This window comes from Nonlabens tegetincola (genome assembly GCF_002954355.1).
In the GTDB taxonomy this organism is placed as follows: Bacteria; Bacteroidota; Bacteroidia; order Flavobacteriales; family Flavobacteriaceae; genus Nonlabens; species Nonlabens tegetincola.
On the sequence record NZ_MQVV01000016.1, the window covers coordinates 430,169 to 443,028 of the forward strand.

Annotated in this window: 9 protein-coding genes and 1 pseudogene; 5 read left to right on the plus strand and 5 right to left on the minus strand. The window is 34.0% G+C overall.

From position 1 onward, the window contains the following. Nucleotides 1-52 precede the first annotated feature (52 nt). From BST93_RS11430 to miaA, 5 genes are all read left to right on the plus strand, one after another. Complete coding sequence (locus BST93_RS11430; RefSeq protein ID WP_042280361.1) at nt 53-742, plus strand: LOG family protein; 690 nt, start codon at nt 53-55, stop codon at nt 740-742. Nucleotides 743-861: 119 nt separating this feature from the next. Beyond that, nucleotides 862-3,708 carry a gluzincin family metallopeptidase gene (locus tag BST93_RS11435; protein WP_105019294.1) on the plus strand — a complete coding sequence of 949 codons (2,847 nt, stop codon included), beginning with the start codon at nt 862-864 and terminating at the stop codon, nt 3,706-3,708. A gap of 58 nt (nt 3,709-3,766) precedes the next feature. Then, on the plus strand, nt 3,767-6,175 hold the full coding sequence (locus tag BST93_RS11440) for an alpha-ketoacid dehydrogenase subunit alpha/beta (protein ID WP_060524605.1): 2,409 nt from the start codon (nt 3,767-3,769) through the stop codon (nt 6,173-6,175). Between the two features lie 3 nt (nt 6,176-6,178). Then, nucleotides 6,179-7,021 carry an ion transporter gene (locus tag BST93_RS11445; protein WP_105019257.1) on the plus strand — a complete coding sequence of 281 codons (843 nt, stop codon included), beginning with the start codon at nt 6,179-6,181 and terminating at the stop codon, nt 7,019-7,021. Beyond that, entirely contained in the window at nt 6,975-7,934 is a 960-nt protein-coding gene (gene miaA, locus BST93_RS11450; RefSeq protein ID WP_258150530.1) for a tRNA (adenosine(37)-N6)-dimethylallyltransferase MiaA, read from the plus strand. The genes BST93_RS11445 and miaA overlap by 47 nt, the downstream gene beginning before the upstream one ends. On the opposite strand, the pseudogene BST93_RS11455 reads toward miaA, so the two are convergent. The 5 genes and pseudogenes from BST93_RS11455 to BST93_RS11475 all read right to left on the minus strand — a co-directional run bounded on the left by BST93_RS11455 (nt 7,931) and on the right by BST93_RS11475 (nt 12,822). After that, a pseudogene (locus BST93_RS11455) lies at nt 7,931-8,646 on the minus strand (response regulator transcription factor). The gene miaA and the pseudogene BST93_RS11455 overlap by 4 nt on opposite strands. Nucleotides 8,647-8,670: 24 nt before the next feature. Further along, nucleotides 8,671-10,248 carry a sensor histidine kinase gene (locus tag BST93_RS11460; RefSeq protein ID WP_258150531.1) on the minus strand — a complete coding sequence of 526 codons (1,578 nt, stop codon included), beginning with the start codon at nt 10,246-10,248 and terminating at the stop codon, nt 8,671-8,673. A gap of 77 nt (nt 10,249-10,325) precedes the next feature. After that, nucleotides 10,326-10,919: a dephospho-CoA kinase gene (coaE, locus tag BST93_RS11465; RefSeq protein ID WP_105019261.1), complete on the minus strand. Its 594-nt coding sequence runs from the start codon at nt 10,917-10,919 to the stop codon at nt 10,326-10,328. Beyond that, nucleotides 10,916-11,833 (minus strand): YbbR-like domain-containing protein, encoded by a 918-nt coding sequence (locus BST93_RS11470; protein ID WP_105019262.1) that lies wholly within the window; start codon nt 11,831-11,833, stop codon nt 10,916-10,918. The genes coaE and BST93_RS11470 overlap by 4 nt, the downstream gene beginning before the upstream one ends. Further along, nucleotides 11,830-12,822, minus strand: a complete 993-nt coding sequence (locus BST93_RS11475) for a glycosyltransferase family 2 protein (RefSeq protein WP_105019295.1) — start codon at nt 12,820-12,822, stop codon at nt 11,830-11,832. The genes BST93_RS11470 and BST93_RS11475 overlap by 4 nt, the downstream gene beginning before the upstream one ends. Between the last annotated feature and the right edge of the window lie 38 nt (nt 12,823-12,860).

Below are 12,860 nucleotides of genomic sequence, written 5' to 3' on the forward strand. Positions count from 1 at the left end.
ACAATTATGTGAATAGTTGTGATTATGTTTGTTTTGTAATAAATAATAGAACATGCGCAGAGAAATAAATGAAAAAGGTTGGAATGATTTAAAAACAAATGATAGTTGGGCAACCTTTAAAATCTTATCTGAATTTGTAATGGGTTATGAGCGTATGAGCCGTATAGGGCCATGTGTTTCTATTTTTGGAAGTGCTCGATTAAAACCTGATAATAAGTACTATAAACTAGCAACTGAAATTGCACAACGTATCGTTGAAAATGGTTATGGTGTAATTACCGGTGGTGGTCCTGGAATAATGGAAGCAGGAAATAAAGGCGCTCATTTATCAGGAGGAACATCTGTTGGTCTTAATATCGACTTGCCGTTTGAACAACATGACAATCCTTATATCGATCATGATAAAAGCCTTGATTTTGATTACTTTTTTGCCCGTAAGGTAATGTTTGTCAAATATTCACAAGGTTTTGTGGTTATGCCAGGTGGATTTGGTACCCTTGATGAATTATTTGAAGCTATTACACTTATTCAAACTCATAAGATTGCAAAATTCCCAATCATTTTAGTTGGTACCGAATTTTGGAGTGGATTATTGGATTGGGTAAAAGAAACTCTTGACAAGAAATTTCATACGATTTCTCCAGAAGATTTGAATTTGATTCATTTAGTCGATACTAGTGAAGAAGCAGTGAGTATTATCAATGACTTCTACGCAAAATACAGCTTGAGTCCTAATTTCTAGTATCTTAGACTAAGCACTTTTGTAATCATCACAAAAATCAACTTAGAAATAGGTGATTTTTGTGATGATTTTTTAATATTTAAACATCATATTTGAAAGTAAACTCTAAAAAAGCACCTTTGAAAACAAGATTTCTTGTATTTCTCACTTTACTATTGTCCATTTATGGCTGGTCGCAGCATCAAACTAACCTTGTGGTTAAGCTTGATGATGATGCTAGGGAATTGACCATTGAACAAGAAATAACTTTCGATAATACAAGTGATATCTCTTGGGATAAAGTGTATTTATTAGATTGGGCTAATGCCTTCAGTAACTTACAGACTCCTTTAGCTATAAGACTAGCTGAGGATTTTAAAAATCGGTTTGAATTTTCATCTGATGAGGATAAAGGCTTTTCAGATATTTCTAGTCTAAATACTGAAAACTATTTTGTAAGCAGACCAAAATCTAATCCAGACGTTGTTATTTTAGAATTATTGGAGCCCATCACACCACAAACTTCACGCAGTGTAAACATAACTTACAAGGTAAAAATTCCGCTTGATGATTTTACTGGCTATGGAAAGAGTAGCGATAACGAATATCTACTCAAATATTGGTACCTGCATCCTGCGCCATTTGTAAATGGAGAATGGCAGTTTTATTCTCATAAAGATTTAAATGATTTTTATGGCGCACCTACCCAGATGAGCATTTCAGTTCATGTTCCTTCTCGTCTCAAGGCTATATCTTCATTAAAAATGATTACCCAAGTTGAGCAGGAAAATCGTAACAGCTATCTATTTGAAGGTTTAACAAGCTCTAGTGCTAGGTTATACTTCCTAGAATCAACCGACGGTTTTAAACGTTATAGCACTAATCAAGTAGATTTAACCACTGATATTGATGATGAAAGTGTTCCCACTGAAATGAAAGTGGTTTTTATAGATAGAATAGCTAGTTTTTTAAATGATCATGTAGGTAAATCTCCAAATAGGGAACTCTTCATCTCAGATAAATTTTACAAAGAAAATCCTGTGTATGGCTTAAGCTCTTTACCTAGTTTTATTAACCCATTTCCAGCAGGTTTTACCTATGAAATAAAAATGCTCAAAGCACTTACTCGTAAATGGGTAGAACAAGGAATAAGTACTCACAATAGAGATGAATACTGGTTAAAACAAGGTATAATAATCCATACCATAATGAAATACCAGGAACAATATTACCCAGATTTAAAAATTGGTGGTAAACTAAGTGATTTTTGGGGAATACGAGGATTCAATGTTTCACAACTAAGGTTTAATGACAGGTATGCCTTTTTATACTTGAATACAAAAAGACTTAATCTAGATCAAGCACCCAATACTCCTGCTGATAGTTTATTGAAATACAATCAACAACTCGCCATTCCTTTTAAAGCTGCAATCGGACTAGCATATCTTGACGACTATCTAGGTAATAATGCCGTTGAAAATTCGATTAAAAAGCTCTATAGTCAATCACCGTCAAATTCACAAAATAGTCGGGATTTTCAAAAATATTTGAACGAACAAACAGATAAAGAAATTGATTGGTTTTTTAATTACTTTATAACTCGTCACGAAAGGCTAGATTGGAAAATAAGGAACATAGAGAAATACAAAGATTCAGTAATTGTAACGATTAAGAATAAGAGCGTTTATCCTATCCCTATTCCTATCTACGCACTCAAAAATGATAGTATTGTTTATAAAGAATGGATTAATGGATTTATAGGTGATACTTCTATTACGCTTTCGCGAAAAGCGATACAAAACAAGAAATTAGGTGCCGCCAATAGAATTGTACTTAACTATGAGGAAATAATTCCTGAATTTAACCCAAGAGATAACTATAAAACTCTAAAACCATTTCCTGCATTTAATAGGCCCTTGGAATTTAGGCTATTCAAGGACATTGAAGACCCTGAAAAATCTCAAGTTTTCTTGATGCCAGATATTACATTTAATATATACGATGGATTGGCTATAGGTTCTAGATTTTACAATGGTAATTTACTGTCAAAACCTTTTAGATATAGCATTAAACCTGCCTACGGGACAAACTCAGGCAAATTAGTGGGATCGATAGGATTAAGCTATGAGCATCCATTTCAAGATAGAAACAACAGCCTTTTTTCTATGAGATACGGACTAAGTGCCAATCAATTTTCTTATGCTCCAGATTTACTTTATAGACGAGGAAGCGCGTGGTTAAGTTTTAATTACAGACCTAAAGACTTGCGTAGTAATAAAAGACAAAGCCTTAATTTTAGAAACGTATTTGTTCAACGAGATCGCAATGATGAATCTCTTGAAGAAGATCCTGATTATAATGTTTTTGCATTGAGTTTCAATCAATCAGACCGTAACCTTAGAAGATCTTTTAGTTATAGTTTTGGCACCGAGATTAGTGAACGTTTTTCAAAAGCAAGTTTCAGATTAGACTGGCGCAGACTCTATAAGGATAATAGACAGCTCAATTTTAGAGTATTCATGGGAACTTTTCTATATAACGATACAAGATCCAATGATGATTTTTTCTCCTTTGCCCTAGATAGACCTACGGATTATCTTTTTGATTATAACTATTATGGTAGATCTGAAGATGACGGTCTATTCTCGCAACAATTAATTCTTGCCGAAGGTGGATTCAAAGCTCAATTGGATCCAGCATTTGCAAACCAGTGGATTACCACCCTAAATTCATCGTACAGTATATGGAAATACATATTTGTTTATGGTGATGTAGGAGCTGTTAAAAACAAGGGTACAAGCGCAAGATTTGTATATGACACTGGGATTAGATTAAACCTATTGCAAGATTATTTTGAGTTGTATTTTCCTGTGTACAACAATAATGGATGGGAGATCGCGCAACCTAATTATGATGAGAAAATAAGGTTCATAGTAACGCTAGATGTTAACACTTTTATAGGGCTATTTACTCGTAGGTGGTACTAATTTTACACTATTGCAAACGGGCTTTAATCTCCGTATTTTTGCAGTAATATAAAATTCTATGCAAGCAACTGAAAACCCTACTGTTTCTCTAAAAAAAGAAGACTTTAAAAACGAAGTCCTTAAAGATTATAAAATTGCGGTAACTAGTCGCGAATGTAGTCTACTAGGTCGCCGCGAAGTACTTACAGGAAAAGCTAAATTTGGAATCTTCGGTGATGGAAAAGAGCTTCCTCAACTTGCTTGGGCTCGCGCTTTTGAAAATGGTGATTTTAGAAGCGGTTATTATCGAGATCAAACCTTCATGATGGCTATAGGTGAACTTACTATCGAGCAGTTTTTTGCTGGACTGTATGCAAACACCGACATCAAAGAGGAACCAATGAGCGCAGGAAGACAAATGGGTGGTCACTTTGCGACACACAGTCTTGATGAGAAAGGAAATTGGAAAAGATTAATCGATCAAAAAAATAGTAGTAGCGATATTTCTCCTACTGCTGGACAAATGCCTAGATTATTAGGTCTTGCACAAGCTAGTAAAGTATATCGTCACAATGACCTTATTCCTGCAGATAATGGATTTTCAAATAAAGGTAATGAAGTTGCCTGGGGAACGATAGGTAATGCAAGTACAAGTGAAGGCCATTTTTGGGAAACCTTTAATGCAGCCGGAGTCCTGCAAGTACCTATGGTAATCAGCGTGTGGGATGACGATTATGGAATCTCGGTTCATGCACGTCATCAAACTACAAAAGAAAGTATAAGTAAGATTCAGGCAGGTTTTCAAAGAAATGAAGACGGCAAGGGTTATGAAATAATTGTAGTTAAAGGTTGGGATTATGTAGCTCTAGTTGAGGCTTATGAAAAAGCTAGTAAAATTGCTAGAGAAGAGCATGTACCGGTAATGATTCATGTGGATGAACTCACACAGCCACAAGGTCACAGTACTAGTGGCTCTCATGAGCGTTATAAGGATGAAGAAAGACTAGCTTGGGAAGCAGAATATGATTGTAACGCACAATTTAGAAAATGGCTGATTGAAAATGACTTTGCTACAGATGATGAGCTGTCGGCCTTAGAGAAAGACATTAAAAAAGAAGTACGTAACGGTAAAAAAGCAGCGTGGACTGCATTCATCAATCCTATTCTTAAAGAAAGAGATGAAGCGGTACAACACCTAGAAAAAGTTGCGAACGTAAGTGATAATCAAGTTTTCATTCAACCTTTAATTTCTAAATTAAAAGAAACTAAAGAGCCTATTAGAAAAGAAGTTTTTGAAACTATAAAACAAACCTTACGATATACAATAGGAGAAAATCATGATGAAATTGATCAACTTAAAGCATTTTTAAGTGATTATGAATCGACCATTCAACCTAAATACAGCGATTATCTTTTTAGTAAGTCTGATAAGGCTGTAGTCAACATACAAGCTGTAGATCCAGTCTATAATGAGGACAGCAATGAGGTAGATGCTAGAGTTATCATGAGAGATAATTTTGACGCATTATTTGCTGCCCATCCAGAGGTTATGGTATTTGGTGAAGATGCTGGAGAAATAGGAGACGTTAATCAAGGTCTTGAAGGAATGCAAGAAAAATACGGTGAATTAAGAGTATCAGACACCGGAATTAGAGAAGCTACTATTTTAGGACAAGGAATCGGTCTAGCAATGCGAGGATTACGACCTATTGCCGAAATCCAATACCTAGATTATTTACTTTACTGCTTACAGATCATGAGTGATGATCTAGCTACTGTTCAATATAGAACTGCCGGTAAACAAAAAGCTCCAGTAATTATAAGAACTAGAGGTCATCGCCTAGAAGGAATTTGGCACAGTGGTTCACCAATGGGTGGAATCATTAATCTAGTAAGAGGTATTCATGTTCTAGTACCTAGAAACATGACCAAGGCAGCTGGTTTCTATAACACTCTTATGGCAAGCGATGAGCCTGCCCTTATCGTTGAATGTCTAAACGGATATCGTCTTAAAGAAAAATTACCTGTAAACTTAGGAGAGTTTAGAACTCCTGTAGGAGTTGTTGAAACCATAAAAACAGGTAGTGATATTACCGTTGTTTCTTATGGTTCAACCTTGCGTATTATTGAGGAAGCAGCTGTGGAACTTGAACGAGTAGGAATAGATATTGAAATTATAGATATTCAGTCCTTGTTACCTTTTGACCTTAATCACGATATAGTAAAAAGTGTACAAAACACCAATAGATTATTAGTTATTGATGAAGATGTACCTGGTGGAGCTAGCGCTTTTATCCTTCAAAAAATTGTTGATGAGCAAAACGCTTGGAGATATCTAGATAGCAAACCACAGTGTTTGAGCGCAAGAGCTCACAGACCAGCCTACTCTACAGATGGTGATTATTTCTCAAAACCTAGTAAAGATGATATCTTTGATAAAGTGTATGAAATCATGCACGAGGCTATGCCAGCACGATATCCTAGATAATATATGAGCAACAATACAACATCTTCCCTGTGGCGTCAAAAAGTCCATGAAATCATTTATGAGGCAGATACACCAGCAGGGAAGATTTTTGATGTAGTATTACTTATTCTCATCCTAATGAGCGTAATTCTGGTAGCGCTAGAAAGTGTTCCTGGAATAGGTGAAGAATACGCTAATCAATTTATTATTGCAGAATGGATTATAACCATTTTCTTTACTATTGAATACATACTACGGATCATATCCATCAATAAACCATCTAAGTATATCTTTAGCTTTTATGGAGTTATAGATTTACTCTCTACAATACCCTTATATCTTACCCTATTTATAACAGGCCTCAATGCTCTTATTGCAGTGAGAGCTTTAAGATTACTACGCGTATTTAGAATTTTAAAAGTAACAAGATACATTGGTGAAGCGGATAAATTATCCAAATCCATACGCGCAAGCGGACCAAAAATTGCCGTATTTCTATTTGCTGTGCTAGTTGTTTCTATAATAATGGGAACCCTTATGTATCTTGTAGAAGGTGCAGACAGTGGTTTTGATAGCATCCCAAAAAGTATCTATTGGTGCATTGTCACACTTACCACAGTAGGATTTGGAGATATTGCTCCAGTAACACCGTTAGGGCAATTTATCGCTACAGTAATTATGATAATGGGATATGGAATAATTGCTGTGCCTACAGGTATCGTAAGTGCAGAATATTCGAAAGAAGTAAAAAAAGACAATCCTAATTATCGACATGTAAATACTCAAGTCTGTCAAAATTGTTTAGCAAAAAAACATCAGGATGGTGCTCAATTTTGTCACAAATGCGGTTATGAGCTCCATGACTAAAAAAACACTTCTTACCATAGTTGGACCTACAGCAATTGGAAAGACTGATTTAAGTATCGCTTTCGCGAAAGCGTATCAAACAGCTATCATTTCCTGCGATAGCAGGCAGTGTTACAAGGAAATGAATATAGGGACCGCTGCTCCTTCCCTAGAAGAACAAGCAGCTGCGACTCATTATTTTATTCAAGACCGTAGTATTCATAATCCCATGAGTGCAGGAGATTTTGAGAAGGAAGCGTTAACAATTTTAAATCACCTTTTTGAGAAAAACGATGTTGTCATAATGGTAGGTGGAAGCGCTTTATTTGAAAAGGCAGTTACACATGGTCTAGATGACTTTCCTGATGTTCCTGATTCAATACTTGATGAGCTAGAGCTTCAATTAAAAGAAAAAGGTATATCCAGTCTACAACAAGAGTTAATAAAAGTCGATCCAGAATACGCTAATCAAGTAGATATGCATAATTCTAGGAGATTACTTAGAGCTCTTTCTTTGTATAGAGCAAGTGGTAAAACGATGCAGGAATTGAGATCTGGTAATGAACAAGAACGCAATTTTCAAACTATTAAAATCGGACTAGAAGCTCCTCGAGAAACGTTATATGATCGCATTAATCAAAGAGTAGATTTAATGATCGATAATGGATTAATTGAAGAAGCTAAAAGCCTTTTACCTTTTAAAGAACTTACAGCTTTACAAACCGTAGGATACCAAGAACTGTTTCCTTATTTTGAAAATAAAATAGATCTTGACGAGGCTATTCGTTTAATTAAACGTAACTCTAGAAGATTTGCTAAACGCCAAATGACATGGTACCGCAAGGATAACCAAGTTCACTGGTTTAATTATAGTACTCGCCATACTGAAATTGTACAGCGAGTACATAAACTACTTACAGATCGATTTGATTAATAATCTACTTGATCTTTTATAAGTAAACGGAATCCTTCTCCGTGTATATTTACAATCTCAACATTATCGTCCTTCTTAAGATACTTACGCAGTTTTGCAATATAAACATCCATAGATCTTGAGGTGAAGTAATTATCATCTCTCCAGATTTTTGTTAGAGCTAATTCACGAGGCATAAGATCATTGATATGCAGCGCTAGTAATCTCAGAAGATCGTTTTCTTTTGGTGATAACTTTATAGGTTCATCATCATTATAAGTAAGGAATCTAAGTTTAGAATTTAAATGGAAGTTACCTATTTGAAATTCGAATTCTTTACTATCAGCAATACTATCTTGTCCTTTACGCTGTAGTATAGCTTTAATTTTCATAAGTAAGACTTCACTATCAAAAGGTTTGTTCAGGTAGTCATCAGCACCTACTTTATAACCTCTCAATACATCTTCCTTCATGGCTTTTGCTGTTAAGAAAATGATAGGTACATCTTCATTTTTTTCACGTATTTCTTTAGCTAGAGTATACCCATCTTTATAAGGCATCATCACGTCAAGAATACATAAATCGTAATTATCCTTTTTAAATTTTTCGAAACCTTCCATTCCGTTTTTCGCATGAACCACATCAAAGTCGTTCATAGCAAGATAATCTCTAAGAACAGTTCCAAAATTTGGATCATCCTCAACTAATAGTATTTTTTGTTTTCAGTTTCCATAAGTAGTAATTATTTAGTTAATATTTAGGTTAGTAAAGGCAGGTGAATACTAAATGTACTTCCTACACCTTTAGTGCTTTCTACGTAAATTTCTCCATGACAATCATCTAGTATGCGTTTTGCATAGGCCAGACCTAAACCATGTCCTTTTACGTTATGAATATCTCCGGTATGTTCTCGGTAAAATTTTTGGAAAATTTTTCTTTGAGCAGCCTTGGACATTCCTATACCGTTATCTCTAACTTTGATAACGACTTTATTTTTAATATTTTCTGTAAACACATCAATTATTGGTGCTTCTTCAGAATATTTTATAGCGTTTTCTAAAATGTTGACAAACACATTGAGAGTATGACTTTGATTGACTAAAACCTCAGTCTTTAGGGCTCCAAAATAAGTATTTACAACTCCATTTTTTTCTTCTAAAATCAATTGTATATGAGATATTGCCTCTTCAACAAGTTCATTAACATCTTCTCTGTGTTTTTCTAAATTAAGATCACTTTTCTCCAATTTTGAAATTTGAAGAACATTCTCAACCTGACTGTGCATGCGTTTATTCTCTTCCCTAATCATACCCAGGTAATTCTTAATTTTTTCTGGATCGCTCGCTATTTTTGGGTGTTTAAGACTATCCAGAGCTAGGTTTATTGTAGCGATGGGAGTTTTAAACTCATGTGTCATGTTATTAATGAAATCGGTTTTAATTTGAGAAATTTCTTTTTGTTTTTTGGACTGAGTATAAACATGAGCATAAGCCATACCTATTATAGACGTAAAAAGAAATACAAGCAAAGCCATCCAAATAATGGAGGACAAAAGATACTTTTGTCTACCTGGCAAATTAATGGATAACTCATAAGGTTCTACATCCTTTGAATTAGTGGTAAATACGGGATAACTCCAGGTTGCATCCGTTAGAAAATCAAAATTTTCTGAACTTATACGAGTCGCTAGACCATCCTGGTATATAGCAAATTCAAAATCGGTGTCTATCTGTCTTTTTTTAAGTTCCTTCTTTAACAACTCTCTTACTTCATTAACAGAAGTTCTTTGAGTAAGTGGTAAGTAACTATTAAACTCAGACACCATGTTACCAATTAAACGCTTTTCATATTCTTCCATTTTTGAAAGCTGTTCATACGAATTGCGCTGGCTAGCTTTTAAACCATCAATAGTTTTAGCTTGTTGAGAAACTTTAGATTGTTTATTAAATAATTTAGTAAAGGTTACACTATCTAGATCTATGTCTAATAGCTTTGGATTGAGTTTGTAATTTTCTGTGAGTAAACTATTGGAGTAGGTTGTTATTTCCTCTAATTCTTCATTACGTTGAATTAAAATTAATTCACGCACTGTTCTAGAGTCTGGATTACCACCTAGACTATCCTTTAAACTTTGAAATAAATCGTAATAGCGTTCAACCTCCTTTTCTTCTAATTGAGATGCCGCTTCTGCTAATGTTTGCTTAATAGCAAATGAAAACTGTTGCTCTTTCTCATACAGCCCATTCACAATCCAATATATCTGTATAACTAGGATACCACCTAACGCGATACCCATTACTATCAGATTAAAGAAAACTCCCTTAATATTATTCACGAAACAAAATTAATGAGTATTAATTCTGTTAAAAAGCTTTTAACCTAGTATTAACTTTAATTTTTATTGAGTATAATTCAATTATTTAACAAAAAATCGTTTAAATAACATACAAAACGTTTCGTTTGTTCAATATCTTTATTTGGAAGTACAAATTCTGCTTTATTTAATTTTTTTAATTCAGTCCACTGATTCTCCATTCTAGCGATCACTTCCTCTTCAGTAACCTTATCTCTCGCCATGACTCTTTGCACTCTTACCGACCTTGGTGCAGTAATTAAAACAACAGAATCGCAAATGGAATCTCCACCACTTTCGTATAAAATAGCTGCTTCATACATTCCATAAACAGCATCTTGAGCGGCTACCCAATCATTAAATTTTAATCTAACTGCAGGATGTATAATTTTGTTAAGCTCTTTCAATAACTCTTTATCATTGAAAACTTTTGAAGCAATAAACTTTCTACTAGGTTGTTCAACACCATCAATCTTGACGTAAGCGTCATCTCCTAGTAACAATTTTACTTTATTAATTACAGTATGATCTTTAGCCAAAATTAGTTTAGCTTCATCATCTGCGATAAATAATGGTACACCGTATGATTTAAACATGTTAACCACTGTGGTTTTTCCACTTCCGATTCCTCCTGTAATACCTATTACTCTCATTTTTTTGATACTATCATTACAGTGTTTGGAATAGTTCTTAACCCTTGTAGTTCTTTAATGTTAGAAGAAACTGAAGGTATTAGCATCAATGAATCTGATAATATTTTTGGTAGCTCTAAAGTTATTGATAAATCCTTACGATTAACCACAGTATTCAATGGTTTGTTTCCTTTTACTTGTAAACTATCAACAGTAAGGTAATAAGTATTTGGAATCGAAATATCCTTTAAGCTTTTGGTGGTAGTAAATTCCGTATAGGGTTGAGCTATAAAGGTAATGGTTAATTCATTAGGAGCAACTTTAGCTGTCGTGAAATATTTATTTAAATCTACTTGAACTGTTGTTGTATCACGATCTAACGTGATAGATTCTTTATCCAACACCAAGTTCTTAAAATCTGCTAATTCACCTTCTGCACCAGAAATAAGAACACTATCAATAGAAAATATAGGCTCTTTAACTAGTCTATAGGCATCTTTAAAATCAATGATTAAGTTTTTATCGATAGGTACTTTTTTACTAAGTTTTCTATAAACATCAACAGTAACTGGTTTGTTACTCAAAGAAACCAAACTTAAACCATCAGTCATTTGATTAATTGCAATAAATGCATCATTAGGAATAAAATGTGGATTAGAATCAGTCCTCACCCATTCTTTAAAATCTAAATTTACTTGATAATTAAACAGCTTCCTATAAATAATACTATAACCCGAACCTCGTACTACAGCAGGAACAGTAATAGTATTATTTTGATTTTCAAATTCGTATTCGATAGGTAAATTATCCCAATTGATTTCAATATCTACGGTATCTTGATAAGTACTTCCATATTTTAAAATGAACCAAACTATCGCACTTCCTAATATGAATGTGAGAAGGACCCCATAATTATTTTTACTTGCCTTAATCATTTAAAAAATAGTTTTGGAAAAGCCTCTTTCTCATTTTTGTTAAGAATTTTAATAGCTATGAAAGAAGTAAGGAAACCGATACCGTATCCATAGAACTGTACCATTGTTGCATACACAGCTTTGAATCCTACACTTATATTATTCTTAATCGTAGCATCAATAAAAATAAGAAAAAAGTAAGTGGTATAGACTAATAACAATTCAACATAACCTAGCAGTGAAAAAGCAACACTAAACATAGCTCCCAATATAAAAAGAGAGGGAAACCAAAAGGTAAGTTTTGATGTTTGTGGATGCCATTTATTTAAAATTACCCTAACCTTTCCAAATTTTTCAACTTGCTTTTTAAATAAAGTCCACGATATTCTTCTTTCATGATAAACATATGCCTTTTTAATAAGCTTAGTTTCATATCCAGATTGCCATAACCGTATACTTAGATCAGGATCTTCACCAGGATGAATCGTACCAAAACCACCAGTATCCTCAAAAGCCTTTTTACTTAATCCCATATTAAAGCTTCTCGGTTGAAATTTACCTAGTTGTTCACCACCACCTCTAATTCCTCCTGTAGTAAGGAAAGATGTCATTGAATAATTGATCGCTTTTTGTAAATCGGTAAAACTCTCGTGTGCTGCATCTGGACCTCCATAACAATGTACAAAATCGTTTTTTAAAAACTCATCAACTTCATTCAAGTAATTTTCTGGTATTAAACAATCACTATCCAGAATTATAAAATAATCACCTTGCGCTCTACTCATACCATAATTACGAGAATCACCAGGCCCAGAGTTCGGTTTAAAATAGTATGAAATGTTTACGCTTTCGCGAAAGCGAGAACATACTATATCAGACTTTGAAGTAGACCCATCTTCTATAATCACAACCTCAAAAGATCTGTCAAAATTTAATTTTTCCAGACTCTTCAACAATTTTTCAAGCTCGTCTGGCCGATTGTAAACGGGAATTATAAATGAATAATCAATGCTTTTCACATTTCAAAAATACAAATAAAAAAAGGCCG